The organism is Aquicoccus sp. SU-CL01552 (assembly GCF_040365005.1).
Lineage (GTDB): Bacteria > Pseudomonadota > Alphaproteobacteria > Rhodobacterales > Rhodobacteraceae > Antarcticimicrobium.
The window spans coordinates 52,689-68,795 of sequence record NZ_BAABWV010000016.1; the positions used below are offsets into that span (position 1 = coordinate 52,689).

A 16,107-nucleotide genomic window follows, 5' to 3' on the forward strand; every position below is an offset into this window, starting at 1 on the left:
GCCGGGCTATTGCGCCTCGGGCGTCCGCGTCAGCACCGCCGAGACCGGGGCAAGCGCGACCCGCTCTGCCCGGTCCTGCAACCCCCAGAGCAGCAGCGCACTGATCGTGTCGGGCCGCACCCGGCCCAGCATGATGACCGCGCCCTCCTGTCCGGCCCGGAACGCCGCTTGGTCGAGGAACCGGCGCATCACCACCGGGGTTTGCCCGGCGCCGTCGAAGTCGCGGAACACCACCGCCGAGGGCACGCCGGCGCGCACCGCCAGTTTCTGCACGGTGTTCAACCCGTTGGCCTGGGTGATCAGCCCCAGCCCCGTCCCCTGCGCAATATCGGTCACCTGGTCCGACAGCGCCCTGTTGCCCTGCACTCCCGTGCCCGTCCCTTCGAGGATCGCCACTGCCTCGGGCAGCGTGTCGCGCCACACCTCCAGCGCGACCTCTGCATCCTGCGGCGTGGCGGCAGCGGGCAAATCGGCCAGCAACACCACCTCGAACCCGGCGGCGCGGTGGCGCGCCATCCGGTCCGCCGCGTCCGGCAGGGCCGGATCGACCGCGAAAGTCAGCGGATAGGGGAAATCCGCCAGCGCCTCGGCCCCGATCGAGCCGGCGTCGTCGATCAGCACGATCGACATCAGCGGTCGGTCCTCGGGGTTGTCGAAGGGCGCGGCGTAGCGTTCCAACGGGGGCGGGCCATCCGGGGCCGCACCCTGCGGTTCGTCGCGCTCGGTCAGCGGTTTGACCGGGATGCCGATGGCCGGGCCGCGGTCAGAGGCTCCGGGCTCGGCCCCAGCCTGTGGCAGCGCGGCGATTCGGGAGTCCGGCGCATCGTCAGCATCGGGATCGGCGCCGGGCATATCGTCGGCCATGGAGGTCGTGGCCGGTGGCGTGCCCTCGGGCATGGCCGGCGCATTGTCGGCGCCCGCGACCGCCTCCGGGGCGGGTTGCGCCTGCGGCGCGGCACCGGGATCGGTCCCCACCTCGGGCGCGGTTTCCCCGTCCGGGCTGGTGCCGGCCGCCGGTGATGGTGCCGCCGACCGTTCGGGATCCGCAAGCGAGGCGACCTCGGGCGCCCCCTCGCCCTCGGGCGGGGTCGTGTCGAAACCGGATCCGGTCTGCGGCACCGTCGGGGGCGCGGGCTGCGCCGGGTCCGAGACCGACGGGACCCCGGCCTCCTGCATCGGGGCGTCGGGACCACCGGAAGGGCCCTGCGGCGTGACCGGCATTTCCCCGCCCGCCGCCAGTTCCGGCGCACCCGGGGCCTGCTCCGGGTCGTTCAGCCCGGCGGTCGCATCGCCGACGCGCGGCTTGTCCGCGGGCTGGGTATCCGCGTTCTCCATCGGCGTCAGATCGTCCGGCGTGGTGCCCGCGCCGCGCGGCGCGATGGGCGCGGCCTCGACCAGGTCGGCATCCGTTCCGGCCGGTGCGACGCCGGCCTCGCCGCCGCCGGTGTTCCCCCCGGCGGCGACGGTGGGCGATTCAGTTGCCACATCAGGTCGCTGCAACGGCACCAACAACGACAGCCCCGCCGCCCCGGCCGCCATCAGAACGGCGCCCAGTACCAGACCCCCAATAAATCCGCGCATCCCTGCCTTGCCCCTCTTCTCGACGCGACTGCACCGGCCCGGTCCCTTGGGGGGCAACATTCTGTCCCGCCCTCTGGCCCTTGACGCTGGTGGCCATCCCTGAACATGTATGGCACCACCACTATAGTGCCGGCGGCCCTTTTGCCACCAGCCCCCAATCTGCCCGGATGCCATGCTTCTGCTGATCGACAATTACGACTCATTTACCTACAACCTGGTGCACTACCTGGGCGAACTGGGGGCCAAGGTGGTCCCCCGTCGCAACGATGCGCTGAGCGTGCAGGAGGCCCTTGACATGGGGCCGGAGGGCATATTGCTCTCGCCCGGTCCCTGCGACCCGGACAAGGCCGGCATCTGCCTGGCCCTGACCGAGGCGGCGGCAAGCCGGCGGATCCCGCTGCTGGGCGTCTGCCTGGGCCACCAAACCATCGGCCAGGCCTTTGGCGGCAAGGTGGTGCGCGCGGCGGACATCGTGCATGGCAAGATGGGCGTGATCCACCACGCGGGACAGGGCGTGTTCCAGGGGCTGCCCTCGCCGTTCGAGGCAACGCGCTATCACTCGTTGGTTGTGGATCGCGACAGCCTGCCCGACAGCCTCGCGGTGACTGCCTGGCTCGAGGATGGCACCATCATGGGGCTGCAACATCGCGAATTGCCGATCCACGGGGTGCAGTTCCACCCCGAGTCGATCGCCTCGGAGCATGGGCACAGCCTGTTGAAGAATTTCCTGAACGAGATGAAGGTTCCCGCATGAGCGACGCGCTGAAACCGCTGATCGGCGCCAGCGCCGAACGCCCGCTGACCCCCGAGGAGGCCGAGGCCGCCTTTACCATCCTGTTCGACGGAGAGGCGACCCCGGCGCAGATCGGCGGTCTGCTGATGGCGCTGCGCACCCGTGGCGAAACCGTCGACGAATACGCCGCCGCAGCCGCGGTGATGCGTGCCAAGTGTCATGCGGTCACCGCCCCCGAGGGTGCGATGGACATCGTCGGCACCGGTGGCGACGGCAAGGGCACGCTGAACATCTCGACCGCCGCCGCCTTCGTGGTGGCGGGCGCCGGCGTAACGGTGGCCAAGCACGGCAACCGCAACCTGTCGTCGAAATCGGGCTCGGCCGATGCGCTGGGCCAGATGGGCATACAGACCATGGTCGGCGCCGAGGTCGTCGAACGCGGCCTGCGCGAGGCCGGGATCGGCTTCATGATGGCGCCGATGCATCACCCGGCCATGGCCCACGTGGGACCGGCGCGCACGGAACTGGGCACGCGCACGATCTTCAACATCCTCGGGCCGCTGACCAACCCGGCGGGGGTGAAACGGCAGTTGACCGGCACCTTCACCCGCGACCTGATCCGCCCGATGGCCGAAACGCTGGGCCGGCTGGGATCCGAACGCGCCTGGCTGGTGCATGGCTCGGACGGAACCGACGAGTTGACCATCACCGGGATCAGCTGGGTCGCGGCGCTGGAGGACGGCACCGTCAAGGAGGCCGAGTTGCACCCCGAGGACGCCGGCCTGCCGGTGCATCCCTTCGAGGAGATCCTCGGCGGCACGCCGGCCGAAAACGGAGCCGCGCTGCGCGCCCTGCTCGACGGGGCGCCCTCGGCCTATCGCGATGCGGTGCTGCTCAACGCTGCCGCCGCGCTGGTAATCGCCGAGGCCGCCACCGACCTGCGCGAAGGGGTCGCCATGGCCACCGAGAGCATTGACAGCGGCCAAGCCAAGACCCGCGTCGACACCCTGGCCCGGATCACGCAGGAGGGGAAATGACCGAAACCGTTCTGGACCGCATCAAGGCCTACAAGCTGGACGAGGTCGCCGCCGACAAATCCGCCAAACCACTGGACGAGGTCGAGGCCGAGGCCCGCGCCGCCGGTCCGGTGCGGCCCTTTGCCGAGGCGCTGCAAATGGCCAGCCGCGGCGGATACGGGTTGATCGCCGAGATCAAGAAGGCCAGCCCGTCCAAGGGTCTCATCCGCCCGGATTTCGACCCGCCGGCGCTGGCGCAGGCCTATGCGGCGGGTGGCGCGACCTGCCTGTCGGTGCTGACCGATACGCCCAGTTTCCAGGGCGCGAAGGCGTATCTGACCGCCGCCCGCGCCGCCTGCGACCTGCCCGTTCTGCGCAAGGATTTCATGTACGATCCCTACCAGGTGGTCGAGGCCCGCGCGCTGGGGGCCGATTGTATCCTGATCATCATGGCCTCGGTCGAGAACGGCCAGGCCGCCGAGCTGGAACAGACCGCCTTTGACTGGGGGATGAGCGTGCTGATCGAGGTCCATGACGAGGCCGAACTGGAGCGTGCATCGCTGCTGAAAAGCCCGTTGATCGGCATCAACAACCGCAATCTGAAAACCTTCGAGACCACGCTGGACAACACGCGGCGGCTGTCCAAACTGGTGCCCCTCGACCGCACCATCGTCTGCGAAAGCGGGTTGAACACCCCCGAGGACCTGGCCGACATGGCCCATTACGGCGCGCGCTGTTTCCTGATCGGCGAAAGCCTGATGCGCCAGGACGACGTGGCCGAGGCCACCCGCCAGTTGCTGGCCAACCCGCTGACCGCGCCAGGAGGGATGTGAGATGCCCGACCTCACCCATTTCGACGCCGCCGGCAATGCGGTGATGGTCGATGTCTCGGACAAGCCCGGGACCGCCCGCATCGCCACCGCCGAGGGCCACATTAGCATGAGCCCGCAAACCTTTGACATGATTACCAAAGGCCATGCGAAAAAGGGCGACGTGATGAGCGTGGCTCAACTGGCCGGGATCATGGGGGCCAAGAAAACGCCCGATCTGATCCCCCTGTGCCATCCGCTGCCGCTGAGCAAGGTGTCGGTCGAGTTGCAGGGTGATCCCGGCCTGCCCGGGCTGCATATCCGCGCCACGGTCAAGACCACCGGCCAGACCGGCGTCGAGATGGAGGCGCTGACCGCGGTCGGCGTCGCCGCGCTGACCGTGTTCGACATGGTCAAGGCGGTGGACAAGGGCATGCAGATCGGCGGCATTCGCGTGTTGCTGAAGGATGGCGGAAAATCAGGGCGGTACGAGGCACAATGATCACCGTTGACGAGGCCCGCGCGCGGCTGTTCGAACTGGCGGCGCTGATGCCGGTGGAAGAGGTTCCGCTGGTGCAGGCCGCGGGCCGGGTTCTGGCCCGCGATGTCGCCGCGAGGCGCGATCAGCCGCCCTTTGCCGCCTCCTCGATGGACGGCTACGCGGTGAAATCCGCCGAGGTCGAACGAGACGCGATGTTCAAGCTGATCGGCGAGGCCGCTGCCGGGCGCCGGTTCACCGGCCAGGTCGGCGCCGGGCAAGCGGTGCGCATCTTTACCGGCGCGCCGATGCCCGAAGGGGCCGATTTCGTCGTGATCCAGGAGAACGTGAGCCAAAGCGGCGACCTGGTGACCATCGTCAACGCGCCCGGAACCAAGGACAATGTGCGCCCTGTCGGGGTGGATTTCCACGACGGGGCGACGGTTCAGGCCCCACGTCTGTTGCGACCCGCCGACATCGCACTGCTGGCGGCGATGAACATCGACCGGGTGCCGGTGGCGCGCAAACCGGTGGTGGCGTTGATCTCCACCGGGGACGAGTTGGTGATGCCGGGCGAGGCGCCGGGACCCGACCAGATCATCGCCTCCAACACCTTTGGCCTCAAGGCGATGCTCGAGGAGCTGGGGGCCGAGGCCCGCATCCTGCCGATTGCGCGGGACACCATCGGGTCGCTGACCACCGCCTTTGGCCTCGCCGAGGGCGCCGACCTGGTGGTCACCATCGGCGGCGCCTCGGTCGGCGATCACGATCTTGTCGGTCGCGTTGCCGGCGATCTGGGAATGGACCGGTCGTTCTACAAGGTGCTGATGCGACCGGGCAAACCGCTGATGGCCGGGCGTCTGAACGGCGCAGCCATGGTCGGCCTGCCGGGCAACCCGGTTTCGGCCATGGTCTGTGGGCGCATCTTCCTGGTGCCGATGATCCGGGCGATGTTGGGACTCGGGGCCGAGGCCCCCGCCCTGTCGCAGGCGCCGCTGGCGCAGGGAATCGCCGCCAACGGCCCGCGCGAGCATTACATGCGCGCGCAGATCGGCGCCGACGGGCGGATCACCCTGGGAGGCGATCAGGACAGCTCGCTCCTTTCGGTGCTCTCGGCGTCCAACGCGTTGATCCGGCGCCCGCCGAACGATCCCGCGCACGAGGCCGGCACCATGGTCGCCTATCTCTCGATCTGAGGGGCCGGCCGGACCACTTGACACAAAACGTGAACATGCGTAGAACAAAACGAAACGCAGGCCCACGAGGTGTGACAGATGCTGACCCGGAAACAACTGGATTTGCTGGAATTTATCCATAAACGCGTTCAGAGTGACGGGGTGCCGCCCAGTTTCGACGAAATGAAGGTGGCGCTGGATCTGCGCAGCAAGTCGGGCATTCACCGACTGATCACGGCGCTGGAGGAGCGCGGCTTTATCCGCCGCTTGGCGCACCGTGCCCGCGCGATCGAGATCGTCAAGCTTCCCGAAAGCTTGGGGGGGGATCCGGGAGCAGGGTTTTCTCCCCGCGTGATCCAGGGCGATGGCCCGCGCGCCCCGCGCCCGGCCAATGCCGACGGGGTGGAACATTATTCGGTCGAACTGCCGATGATGGGCCGGATCGCCGCCGGCGTGCCGATCGAGGCGATCAGCATCGTGTCGAACACCGTCGCGGTTCCGGGCACGATGCTGACCAGCCAGGCCGAGCACTACGCGCTGGAGGTCAAGGGCGATTCGATGATCGAGGCGGGGATCAACGACGGCGATGTGGTCATCATCCGCGAGACCGAGACCGCAGAGAACGGCGATATCGTGGTGGCCCTGGTCGAGGATCACGAGGCGACGTTGAAGCGGTTCTTTCGAAAGGGCAACGCCATCGCGCTGGAGGCCGCCAACCCGGTCTATGAAACGCGCGTCTTTCCCGACGACAAGGTCAAGGTACAGGGCCGCCTGGTTGGGCTGATCCGAACCTACTGAATCGGACCGCTCCGCCCGGACCAGAGCCGGCGGCGGGTCGGATCGCGGGCGGCGTGAAGGGTTCCGTCAGCGTCGAATGCCACCGCACCGGTTGCCCGCAATCGTGGCGGGTCGAGCACGAGGCACGGCCCCTCCAGCGCAAGCGGCACCGGGGCGATCACGACCTGCGCCCCCGTGCACCCGGTGACGGCCCGCACCGCCCGCTTGCCGGGCACATGGACGATCTGGCGCGGCCCCACCTCGACCCGGCGCAGCAGACCATCGCCCCCGGGCCACCGCGCCGCCGCCTCGGCCTGGGGAACGCTGTCGCCGTCGTTCTCGAGCCAGATCCCGGCCACGAAACCCGCCCCGCGCGGCTTGCTCAGGGCGCGGCCCTGCGGCGTCATCACCCCCACCAGCGTGCCGGACTCGGCCACCAGAACCGCCGGACGCTCTGCCCCCGCCCACAACAGAAAGGCCGCCGCGGCCGGAACCAGCCCCGTCAGACGCGCGCGCCCCTGCCACAGGATCACCACCAGCATCCCCAGCGCGAACACCGGCAACACCCATGGCCCCGGGCTGGGCACGTGGCCGCGCGCACCGGGCAGACCGGCGGCCCAATCCGCGACCCCGAGGATCCAGCGCAGCCCCAGCCCCATTGCCTGCACCCCCGGCATCTCGAGCCCGAAGGGCGCCAGCAGCGCCGCCAGAACCGCCGCCGGGATCACCACCAGCCCCATCACCGGCACCGCCAAAAGGTTGGCCGGCAAGCCGAAATGCGCCATCGTGTTGAAATGCGCCGCGGCCACCGGTGCCGTGGCCAATCCCGCCACCAGCGAGGAGACCGCGACACCAAAGCCCGGCGCCAGCCAGCGCGGACCAAGCCGGATGTTGTGGTCCCGCAGGGCCCCAAACACGGCGATCAGTGCCGTGGTGGCGGCAAAGGACATCTGGAACCCCGGCCCGAGCAGCGACTCGGGCCGCATCATCAACACCACCATCGCCGCCAGGGCCACCGCTCGCAGTGAAAACGCGCGCCGGTCGGCGATCACTGCGCCCAGCACAACCGCCGTCATCACGAAGGCCCGCTCAGTCGCCACGTTGCCGCCCGACAGCGCCAGGTATCCCGCCGCCGCGATGATTGCGGCGACGGCGGCGAGCTTTCGCACCGGCCAGCGCAACGCCAGAACCGGCACCGCCGCCAAGGCCAGCCGGACGGCGCCAAACACGAAACCGGCCAGCAGCCCCATGTGCAACCCGGAAATTGCCAGCAGATGCGCAAGATTGCTGGCGCGCAGGGCCTCCAGCGTGGCCTGCCCGACGCCGCTGCGGTCGCCCGTGGTCACGGCGGCCGCGAATCCGCCGACATCCCCGGGCAGTGCCGCGCGCAACCGGGCCGACGCCGCCATCCGCAGGCGAAACAGGCGCAGCGCGCCGGTCGATGGCTCCGCAACCAGGACCGGCACCCGCGTGTACCCCACCGCGCCCATTCGCTGGAACCAGGCATGGCGCCGGAAGTCGAAACCGCCGGGCTCCGCCGGGCCGCGCGGTGGCGACAGATGCGCGGTGGTCATGACACGCGCACCGGGCCGGACCGCGCCCCCGTCCGCCATCCCGTGCAGGGAAATGCGCACCCGTGCCGGAACCGCCTCCGGCGCAACGCCGGACAACCGGACCCGGTCGAGCGTCAGGCGCAGCGCGTCCGAGGCCGAGCGGTCCAGCGCCACGACCCGGCCCTCGACCGGCCCGAAATAGCGCGCGGGCAGGACCGGCGCCGCGACCAGATGCGCACGCCCCGCCGCCGCCGCCATCCCGCCGGCGATCAGCGCCACAGCCCATCCCAAGGCCGCGACCCCGCCCCGCCTCCACAGCGCAAGTACAGCCCCCACAGCTCCGGCCAGGGCACCAGCAAGGTAGGTCCACAAGGCCGGCTCGCCCGGCCAGGCGAAATAGACCCCGATCCCGATGCCGAAACACACCGGAGCCCAGGGAAACAGGTGTCCGCGCTGACGATCCAGCGCCGCGCCGACCCGTGCCAGATTGCCCATGCTTGCCCCCCGTCGCGCGGCCCGCTAGACAGGCCGCAAAACGCTATCCCTCCCATGGTTACCAAAAGGTAAAGCGCCCTCATGCCCGATCAGGTCGTCACCCGTTTCGCCCCCTCGCCCACCGGCTTTCTGCACATCGGGGGCGCTCGCACCGCCCTGTTCAACTGGCTCTACGCGCGCGGGCGCGGCGGCAAGTTCCTGCTGCGGATCGAGGATACCGACCGCGAACGCTCCACCCCCGAGGCAACGGCGGCGATCCTGCAGGGGTTGAGCTGGCTTGGGCTGGACTGGGACGGCGAGCCGATCAGCCAGTTCGCCCGCGCCGACCGCCATGCCGAGGTGGCACAGCACCTGCTGGCCGAGGGCAAGGCCTATAAATGTTTCTCGACGCAGGAAGAAATCGCCGCCTTTCGCGAGGCCGCCCGCGCCGAGGGCAAGAGCACCCTGTTCCGCAGCCCGTGGCGCGATGCCGATCCCGCGACCCATCCGGACGCGCCCCATGTCATCCGCATCAAGGCACCACAGGCGGGCACCACGGTGATCCGCGACCGGGTCCAGGGCGAGGTGACGATTCGCAACGACCAGCTCGACGACATGGTTCTGCTGCGCAGCGACGGTAGCCCGGTCTACATGCTGGCGGTGGTGGTGGATGATCACGACATGGGCGTGACCCACGTGATCCGTGGCGACGACCACCTCAACAACGCCGCACGGCAGATGATGATCTACGAGGCGATGGGCTGGCCGGTGCCGGTCTGGGCGCATATCCCACTGATCCACGGCCCGGACGGCAAGAAACTGTCGAAGCGTCACGGCGCGCTGGGGGCACAGGAATACCAGGCCATGGGCTATCCGGCAGCGGGGATGCGCAATTACCTGGCGCGGCTGGGCTGGAGCCACGGCGACGACGAATTCTTTACCGATGAACAGGCCAAGGCGTGGTTCGACCTTGACGGAATCGGCAAGAGCCCCGCCCGGTTCGACCTGAAGAAACTGGAGAATCTCTGCGGGCAGCATATCGCCGTTAGCGATGACGCTGCATTGCGGCGCGAAATCGAGGCCTATCTGGCCGCTGCCGATCACGAAGCGTTGACAACACCACAAGCGGACGCGCTGGAACGGGCCATGTACTGCCTCAAGGATCGCGCGCGAACCTTTCCGGAACTCCTTGAAAAGGCGCATTTTGTCTTGGCATCCCGCCCCGTCGAGCCGGACCAGAAGGCGGCCAAGGCGCTGGCATCGGTATCCGACGGTATACTGTCTGAATTGACGCCGCATTTGCAAAATGCTAGCTGGACGCGAGACGAGCTGGAGGCGACTCTGGGCGCTTTCGCCGAAGCAAGGGGCATCAAGTTTGGCAAGATGGCGGGTCCGCTCAGGGCCGCGCTGGCCGGGCGTGCCGTGACCCCTTCGGTGTTCGACATGATGCTTGTGCTGGGCCGGGAGGAAACCCTGGCCCGCCTCGAGGATGCTGCCGGGCGCGTCGGGTCTGACTGACCGGACAAGACCGCGGCGACAGAATACGGGCCGGCGTCAGCCGCATGGTCCGCCCGCGCGGAGACAGGCGTTTTCGCGTCCCGTGCCAAAAAGAGGAAGGGACTAATAATGACTGAAAAACACAAGACCGCCACGCTGCAACTGGATGGGAAATCCGTGGAACTGCCCATTCTGTCGCCAACGGCGGGTCCCGATGTGCTGGACGTGCGCAAACTGTACGCCGAGGCAGGTGTCTTTACCTATGATCCGGGCTACACTTCCACCGCCAGCTGCGACAGCACCATCACCTTCATCGATGGCGACAAGGGTGAGCTGCTGCACCGCGGTTACCCGATCGACCAGTTGGCCGGCAAATCCCACTATCTCGAGGTCTGCTACCTGCTGCTTTACGGCGAATTGCCGACCGCCACCGAGCTTGAGGATTTCGAAACCCGGGTCACCCGTCACACCATGCTGCACGAACAGATGCAGTATTTCTTCCGCGGGTTCCGCCGTGACGCCCACCCGATGGCGATCATGGTCGGCGTGGTCGGTGCGATGTCGGCCTTCTACCACGACTCGACCGACATCAACGACCCGTGGCAGCGCGAGGTCGCCTCGATCCGGCTGATCGCCAAGATGCCGACCATCGCGGCCTGGGCATTCAAGTATCACACCGGACAGCCCTTCGTGTATCCGCGCAACGATCTGGATTACGCCTCGAACTTCCTGCGCATGTGCTTTGCCGTGCCCGCCGAGGAATATGAGGTGAACCCGATCCTCGCCCGCGCCATGGACCGGATCTTTACCCTGCACGCGGATCACGAGCAGAACGCCTCGACCTCGACCGTGCGCTTGGCCTCCTCCTCGGGTGCAAACCCGTTTGCCTGCATCGCCGCCGGCATCGCCTGCCTCTGGGGCCCGGCCCACGGTGGCGCCAACCAGGCCTGCCTGGAGATGCTCAAGGAAATCGGCAGCGTCGAGCGCATTCCCGAATTCATCGCCCGCGCCAAGGACAAGAACGATCCGTTCCGCCTGATGGGCTTCGGTCACCGGGTCTACAAGAACTTCGACCCGCGCGCGACGGTGATGAAACAGTCCGCCGACGAGGTTCTGGACCTGCTCGGCATCGAGGACAACCCGATCCTGCAGGTCGCCAAGGAGCTGGAAAAGCAGGCACTGGAGGATCCGTACTTCGCCGAGAAGAAGCTGTTCCCCAACGTCGATTTCTACTCGGGCATCATCCTCGAGGCGATGGGCTTCCCGACCTCGATGTTCACCCCGATCTTCGCGCTGTCGCGCACCGTCGGCTGGGTCAGCCAGTGGAAAGAACAGCTCGCCGATCCGGCGCACAAGATCGGCCGTCCGCGCCAGCTTTACCTTGGCAATACGGCCCGCGACTACGTGGATATCGAGAACCGCTGACTGCGGCCCTGATTCCGAACACGAAATGCCCCGCGAGGTTTCGCGGGGCGTTTTTTCGTGTCAGTGACCGGCTTTGCCGCCGCTGACCGCCCGCAACAGCGGGGTGATCACCCGCGTTCCCAGCGGCAACAGGACCAAACCCAGCGCCAGCCCCAGAACGCCGTCCAGCGCCGCGGTCACGGTCCATTCCACAGTCGCGACCGCCTGCGGCAGGGCCTGGCCAGCCAGGACGGCGACATGGTGGATCGCCTCCTCGGGGACATGCCAGCCCATCTCGCCCAGACCGTGCACGATGATCGAACCGCCGACCCAGAGCATCGCCGCCGTGCCCACGGTGGTCAGAAGTTTCATGAACCCGGGCATGGCACGCACCAACCCGCGCCCAAGGGCACGGGTCAGGGCCAGCCGCCCGACCCCGGCCATGTGCAGCCCGACATCGTCGGCCTTCACGATCAGCGCCACCGCGCCATAGACCACGACGGTGATCCCGACCGCCACCACCGCCAGCGACGCCGCCTCGATCGCCAGCCCGCTTTTCGGGATCTCGGACAGGGCGATCGTCATGATCTCGGCCGAGAGGATGAAATCGGTCTTGATCGCGCCCGAGGCCTTCTGTTCCTCGAGGTGGGCGGGATCGTCGGGGATCTCGTCGACGCTCTCCGGGTGGGCGGCATGGGGCCGGATCGCATGGGCGATCTTCTCGGCCCCTTCGAAACACAGATAGGATCCGCCCAGCATCAGCAGCGGCGCGATCAGCCAGGGCGCGAAACTTGACAGGACCAGTGCAGCCGGCAGCAAGTACAGCAGCTTGTTGCGCAGCGATCCCTTGGTGATGCGCCAGATGACCGGCAGTTCGCGGCTGGCCTCGAACCCGTGCACGTATTTCGGCGTCACCGCCGCATCGTCAATCACCGCGCCCGCCGCCTTGGCGCCGGCCTTGCCGGCATAGACCGCCACGTCATCGACCGAGGCCGCCGCCACCTTGGCCAGCCCCGCCACATCGTCCAGCAATGCCAGAAGCCCGCTCATATCGCCCCCTGTTTCCGGTTTGCTCCACCCTAGCCCAAGGGTCAGGGCGGGCAAGGGCAAACCCCGATCCGACCGGAGGATGCCGCCGGGCGCCCTTGGACGCGGCATCGGGGTTTCCGTTTGCGCAAACACTTGGCGGGGCGTCGTTTTCCCCTTTTTGCCCTCCCCCCGGGGGGCTATAGCACCGGCGGGAATTTTAGTGGAGCTTGTCATGACCATCAAAGTCGGGATCAACGGGTTCGGCCGTATTGGCCGTTGTACGCTGGCGCATATCGCTGCCTCCGGGCGCGACGATATCGAGGTGATCAAGGTGAACGCCACCGGCCCGCTGGAGACCGCCGCACACCTGATCAAGTACGACAGCGTGCATGGCCGTTTCCCCGGCGAGGTCACCATCGGCGACGGCACCATGAACCTGGGTCGCGGCGACATGCAGATGTTCTCGACCTACGACATGGGCGAGCTTGACTGGGACGGCTGCGACGTGGTGCTGGAATGCACCGGCAAGTTCAACGACGGCGAAAAGGCCAAGACCCACCTGGAACGGGGGGCGAAAAAGGTCCTGTTGTCGGCGCCGGGCAAGAACGTCGACAAGACCATCGTCTTTGGCGTCAACGACGACACGCTGACCGCTGACGACCGCATGGTCTCGAACGGGTCCTGCACCACCAACTGCCTGGCGCCGCTGGCCAAGATGCTGGACGAGGGCGTGGGCATCGAAAGCGGCATCATGACCACGATCCACGCCTATACCGGCGACCAGCCGACGCTGGACCGCCGCCACAAGGACCTGTATCGCGCCCGCGCCGCCGCTATGTCGATCATCCCCACTTCGACCGGCGCCGCCAAGGCCTTGGGCGAAGTGCTTCCGAATCTCAAGGGCCGGCTCGACGGCTCCGCGCTGCGGGTTCCCACCCCGAACGTCTCTGCCGTCGACCTGACCTTCCGCGCCGGCCGCGACGTGACCGCCGACGAGATCAACGCGCTGGCGCAAGCCGCCGCGGAGGGGCCGATGAAGGGCGTGCTGGGCTATGAGCCCGCGCCGCTGGTCTCCACCGATTTCAACCACAGCTCGGAAAGCTCGATCTTTGCGCCCGACCAGACCCGCGTCGTCGGCGGCCGCATGGTCCGCGTGCTCAGCTGGTACGACAACGAATGGGGCTTCTCGGTGCGCATGGCCGACGTGGCCGTCGCGATGGGCAAGCGCGGGTAAACACACCCGGCGCAGCCCCTTGTCTCAAAGCACCCGGTCGGGCATACCTGACCGGGTGTTTCTGCATTTACCGGATCGCTTATGACCGACAGACTTGCCCTGACCCTGGGTCTGATGATCCTGTCCGCCCTCGTGATCGACCTCGCCCTGTACGGGAGCGGGCACATGATCTTTCTGGGCAAGAAACTGTTCGAGCTGACCGAATGGATGGCCTTCTGGCACTAGGCAGGGCGCCATCGGCCCCCTGCCCGGCCAGTCCTTCGGCCCCTAATTGACGGCAAGCCGCTCCTTCAACGCCTCGTTCACCAGCGGGGTGACGAACTTGGACACGTCCCCGCCCAGCCGCGCGATCTCCTTGACCAGCTTGCTGGCAATCGCCTGGCGGCGCGCATCGGCCATCAGGAACACCGTCTCGACACTGGCATCCAGCGCCCGGTTCATGCCGACCATCTGGAACTCATACTCGAAATCCGCCACCGCGCGCAGGCCGCGCACGATCAGTTGCGCGCCGACGTCATGGGCACAGTCGATCAGCAGGTTCTCGAACGGATGCGCGACGATCTCGGTGCCGGTCTGCTCGCTCAGCTTGGCGCATTCCGCCTCGATCATCGCCACGCGTTCTTCCAGCGAGAACAACGGCCCCTTGTCACGGTTGATCGCGACCCCGATCACCAGCTTGTCGACCAGCGCCGACGCCCGACTGATGATGTCGATATGACCCAGGGTGATCGGGTCGAATGTCCCCGGATAGAGCGCTACGCGCATGGCGTCCTCCTGCCTGTTTGCTCCTGCAGCATAAGCAACACGACAGGGAAATGATTTGCAAGGGCACGCAAGGCTCAGGGCAAGAAAATTACCCGGCTCAATGCCCCATGATCATGCCTTCCAGGGCGTTCTTTTCCATCGCCAGTTCGGTCAGTTGCGCCTTGACCAGGTCGCCGATGGTGACGATGCCGACCAACTGGTCGTCCTCGACAACGGGAACGTGTCGAAACCGTCCTTCGGTCATCTGCGTCAGAACGTCCTCGACGCTGCTCTGACTGGTACAGGTGACCAGATCGCGGGTCATGTAATGCTCCACGCTTTTCTCCAGGCAGCCGCTGCCGATGCGGGCCAGTTCGCGCACGATATCGCGCTCCGACAGGATACCCTGCGCCGTGGTTCCGTCCTCGGACACCACCAGCGACCCGATGTGCTTTTCCGCCAGAACCTTGGACGCGTCCGACACCGTTGCATCGGGGCGGATGGTCACGACCCCGGCGGACTTGCCCTTGAGAATCGATTGAACAAGCATTCTGTGTACCTCCGCAATTTTCTGTCGTTCCACAAAGCGTTGCCGCAATAAGTGATCAAGTCAAGTGAGGCTTTCCAACCGGGCCACCTCGGCGCGGACCCCGTCGCACAGCGCCTCGGCGAAACGGGTGAGCAGAACGCTGCGCTGTGCGCCCTGGTAGCGCACCAGGTAAAAGCTCCGGGCCAGGCTGACCTGATCCGTCAGTACCTTGTGCAGGTTGTCATGCGACGGCAGGCAGAAATCATGCGCCACGCCGACGCCCGTGCCCTGCGCCACCAGTCGCAACTGGACCGAGACCGAGTTCGAGGCCAGCGGTACCCGCCGGATTCCCAGGTCACCGAGATAATCCAACTCCTCGTCAAAGATCATCTCGGGCACGTATCCAACCATGCGGACCTGTTGCAGGTCCTCCACCGTGGTCAGCGGCGGATGCGCGTTCAGGAACCCCTGCGAGGCGACAAGATGCAGGTGATAGTCACAGATTTTCTGCACCAGAAGCCGCCCCGCCGTCGGGGCACTCACGGCGATCGCCATGTCGGCCTCGCGCCGCGACAGGTTCACCACCCGGGGCAGCGCCACGATCTGGATATCGAGGTCCGGGTTCTCGTCGCCGATCCGGGCGCAGACTTGCGGCAGCACGTAGTTGGCGCAGCCGTCCGGCGCCCCGATGCGGATCTGGCCGGACAGCCGGTCGCTCGGCCCGCTCAGCGCCTCGCCCGCCGCGCGCATCGCGGCCTCCGCCGCCTCGCCATGCGCCAAAAGCCGCTCTCCCGCCGCGCTCAACGCATAGCCCTGTGGCGATTTCACGAAGATCGCGGCGCCCAACGCGCGCTCGAGCCGGGTGATGCGGCGCCCCACCGTGGCCGGATCAAGCTTCAGCACCCGGCCCGCACCGGACAGGCTCTCCTCCCGCGCGACGGCCAGAAACACCTTCATGTCATCCCAATGCGGTTCCATGTCACTCCTGCGAAAATGCAAAGCCTTTTTGAAATCTTGCCTCTGTTCAAGGGATTTGCGCAAGCCTATCCTGCCGCAAAATCACTGGAGGAGTAT

General features: G+C 67.2%; 16 protein-coding genes. 10 read left to right on the forward strand and 6 right to left on the reverse strand.

Annotated features, from left to right (window positions below; all coding sequences use genetic code 11):
- Positions 1–6: 6 nt before the first annotated feature.
- Positions 7–1,581, reverse strand: coding sequence for a divergent polysaccharide deacetylase family protein (locus ABWV23_RS17370; protein WP_353349979.1), 1,575 nt, complete (start codon positions 1,579–1,581; stop codon positions 7–9).
- A 172-nt stretch (positions 1,582–1,753) separates the two neighbouring features.
- Between ABWV23_RS17370 and ABWV23_RS17375 the strand changes: the two genes are divergently transcribed.
- The 6 genes from ABWV23_RS17375 to lexA all read left to right on the forward strand — a co-directional run bounded on the left by ABWV23_RS17375 (position 1,754) and on the right by lexA (position 6,590).
- Complete coding sequence (locus ABWV23_RS17375; RefSeq protein WP_353349981.1) at positions 1,754–2,335, forward strand: anthranilate synthase component II; 582 nt, start codon at positions 1,754–1,756, stop codon at positions 2,333–2,335.
- Positions 2,332–3,351 (forward strand): anthranilate phosphoribosyltransferase, encoded by a 1,020-nt coding sequence (gene trpD, locus ABWV23_RS17380; protein ID WP_353349983.1) that lies wholly within the window; start codon positions 2,332–2,334, stop codon positions 3,349–3,351. The genes ABWV23_RS17375 and trpD overlap by 4 nt, the downstream gene beginning before the upstream one ends.
- Entirely contained in the window at positions 3,348–4,163 is an 816-nt protein-coding gene (trpC, locus tag ABWV23_RS17385; protein WP_353349985.1) for an indole-3-glycerol phosphate synthase TrpC, read from the forward strand. Before trpD ends, trpC begins: the two co-directional genes overlap by 4 nt.
- Position 4,164: 1 nt before the next feature.
- Complete coding sequence (gene moaC / locus ABWV23_RS17390) at positions 4,165–4,641, forward strand: cyclic pyranopterin monophosphate synthase MoaC (RefSeq protein ID WP_353349987.1); 477 nt, start codon at positions 4,165–4,167, stop codon at positions 4,639–4,641.
- Positions 4,638–5,813 carry a molybdopterin molybdotransferase MoeA gene (locus tag ABWV23_RS17395; RefSeq protein ID WP_353349989.1) on the forward strand — a complete coding sequence of 392 codons (1,176 nt, stop codon included), beginning with the start codon at positions 4,638–4,640 and terminating at the stop codon, positions 5,811–5,813. The genes moaC and ABWV23_RS17395 overlap by 4 nt, the downstream gene beginning before the upstream one ends.
- A gap of 78 nt (positions 5,814–5,891) precedes the next feature.
- Entirely contained in the window at positions 5,892–6,590 is a 699-nt protein-coding gene (gene lexA, locus ABWV23_RS17400) for a transcriptional repressor LexA (protein WP_353349991.1), read from the forward strand.
- Here the strand turns inward: lexA and ABWV23_RS17405 are convergent.
- Positions 6,584–8,617, reverse strand: a complete 2,034-nt coding sequence (locus ABWV23_RS17405; protein WP_353349993.1) for a ComEC/Rec2 family competence protein — start codon at positions 8,615–8,617, stop codon at positions 6,584–6,586. The genes lexA and ABWV23_RS17405 overlap by 7 nt on opposite strands.
- A gap of 81 nt (positions 8,618–8,698) precedes the next feature.
- On the opposite strand from ABWV23_RS17405, the gene gltX reads away from it, so the two are divergent.
- Both gltX and gltA read left to right on the forward strand, forming a co-directional pair.
- Entirely contained in the window at positions 8,699–10,114 is a 1,416-nt protein-coding gene (gltX, locus tag ABWV23_RS17410) for a glutamate--tRNA ligase (protein ID WP_353349995.1), read from the forward strand.
- 108 nt (positions 10,115–10,222) lie between these two features.
- A complete protein-coding gene (gene gltA / locus ABWV23_RS17415; RefSeq protein ID WP_353349997.1) occupies positions 10,223–11,518 on the forward strand; it encodes a citrate synthase in 1,296 nt (431 codons plus the stop codon).
- 60 nt (positions 11,519–11,578) lie between these two features.
- Here gltA and ABWV23_RS17420 read toward each other — a convergent pair whose 3' ends face one another.
- Positions 11,579–12,547 carry a DUF808 domain-containing protein gene (locus ABWV23_RS17420; RefSeq protein ID WP_353349999.1) on the reverse strand — a complete coding sequence of 323 codons (969 nt, stop codon included), beginning with the start codon at positions 12,545–12,547 and terminating at the stop codon, positions 11,579–11,581.
- Between the two features lie 211 nt (positions 12,548–12,758).
- Here ABWV23_RS17420 and gap point away from each other — a divergent pair, with 211 nt between their 5' ends.
- Both gap and ABWV23_RS17430 read left to right on the forward strand, forming a co-directional pair.
- The gene (gene gap, locus ABWV23_RS17425) at positions 12,759–13,760 is read left to right on the forward strand and encodes a type I glyceraldehyde-3-phosphate dehydrogenase (RefSeq protein WP_353350001.1); all 1,002 of its coding nucleotides are present in this window, start codon (positions 12,759–12,761) and stop codon (positions 13,758–13,760) included.
- An 81-nt stretch (positions 13,761–13,841) separates the two neighbouring features.
- Positions 13,842–13,985: a hypothetical protein gene (locus ABWV23_RS17430; RefSeq protein ID WP_353350003.1), complete on the forward strand. Its 144-nt coding sequence runs from the start codon at positions 13,842–13,844 to the stop codon at positions 13,983–13,985.
- Between the two features lie 42 nt (positions 13,986–14,027).
- Here the strand turns inward: ABWV23_RS17430 and coaD are convergent, their stop codons facing one another.
- The 3 genes from coaD to ABWV23_RS17445 form a co-directional block, all read right to left on the reverse strand.
- Entirely contained in the window at positions 14,028–14,525 is a 498-nt protein-coding gene (coaD, locus tag ABWV23_RS17435; RefSeq protein ID WP_353350005.1) for a pantetheine-phosphate adenylyltransferase, read from the reverse strand.
- A 97-nt stretch (positions 14,526–14,622) separates the two neighbouring features.
- Positions 14,623–15,054, reverse strand: coding sequence for a CBS domain-containing protein (locus ABWV23_RS17440; protein WP_353350007.1), 432 nt, complete (start codon positions 15,052–15,054; stop codon positions 14,623–14,625).
- Positions 15,055–15,114: 60 nt separating this feature from the next.
- Entirely contained in the window at positions 15,115–16,011 is an 897-nt protein-coding gene (locus tag ABWV23_RS17445; protein WP_353350009.1) for a LysR family transcriptional regulator, read from the reverse strand.
- Positions 16,012–16,107: the final 96 nt, after the last annotated feature.

Coding starts and splice junctions, on each gene's coding strand:
- trpC (WP_353349985.1), top strand. CDS start 3,348: ATGACCGAAACCGTTCTGGACCGCATCAAGGCCTACAAGCTGGACGAG.
- ABWV23_RS17420 (WP_353349999.1), bottom strand. CDS start 12,547: ATGAGCGGGCTTCTGGCATTGCTGGACGATGTGGCGGGGCTGGCCAAG.
- ABWV23_RS17445 (WP_353350009.1), bottom strand. CDS start 16,011: ATGGAACCGCATTGGGATGACATGAAGGTGTTTCTGGCCGTCGCGCGG.
- lexA (WP_353349991.1), top strand. CDS start 5,892: ATGCTGACCCGGAAACAACTGGATTTGCTGGAATTTATCCATAAACGC.
- ABWV23_RS17405 (WP_353349993.1), bottom strand. CDS start 8,617: ATGGGCAATCTGGCACGGGTCGGCGCGGCGCTGGATCGTCAGCGCGGA.
- gltA (WP_353349997.1), top strand. CDS start 10,223: ATGACTGAAAAACACAAGACCGCCACGCTGCAACTGGATGGGAAATCC.
- ABWV23_RS17370 (WP_353349979.1), bottom strand. CDS start 1,581: ATGCGCGGATTTATTGGGGGTCTGGTACTGGGCGCCGTTCTGATGGCG.
- ABWV23_RS17375 (WP_353349981.1), top strand. CDS start 1,754: ATGCTTCTGCTGATCGACAATTACGACTCATTTACCTACAACCTGGTG.
- trpD (WP_353349983.1), top strand. CDS start 2,332: ATGAGCGACGCGCTGAAACCGCTGATCGGCGCCAGCGCCGAACGCCCG.
- gltX (WP_353349995.1), top strand. CDS start 8,699: ATGCCCGATCAGGTCGTCACCCGTTTCGCCCCCTCGCCCACCGGCTTT.
- gap (WP_353350001.1), top strand. CDS start 12,759: ATGACCATCAAAGTCGGGATCAACGGGTTCGGCCGTATTGGCCGTTGT.
- coaD (WP_353350005.1), bottom strand. CDS start 14,525: ATGCGCGTAGCGCTCTATCCGGGGACATTCGACCCGATCACCCTGGGT.
- moaC (WP_353349987.1), top strand. CDS start 4,165: ATGCCCGACCTCACCCATTTCGACGCCGCCGGCAATGCGGTGATGGTC.
- ABWV23_RS17395 (WP_353349989.1), top strand. CDS start 4,638: ATGATCACCGTTGACGAGGCCCGCGCGCGGCTGTTCGAACTGGCGGCG.
- ABWV23_RS17430 (WP_353350003.1), top strand. CDS start 13,842: ATGACCGACAGACTTGCCCTGACCCTGGGTCTGATGATCCTGTCCGCC.
- ABWV23_RS17440 (WP_353350007.1), bottom strand. CDS start 15,054: ATGCTTGTTCAATCGATTCTCAAGGGCAAGTCCGCCGGGGTCGTGACC.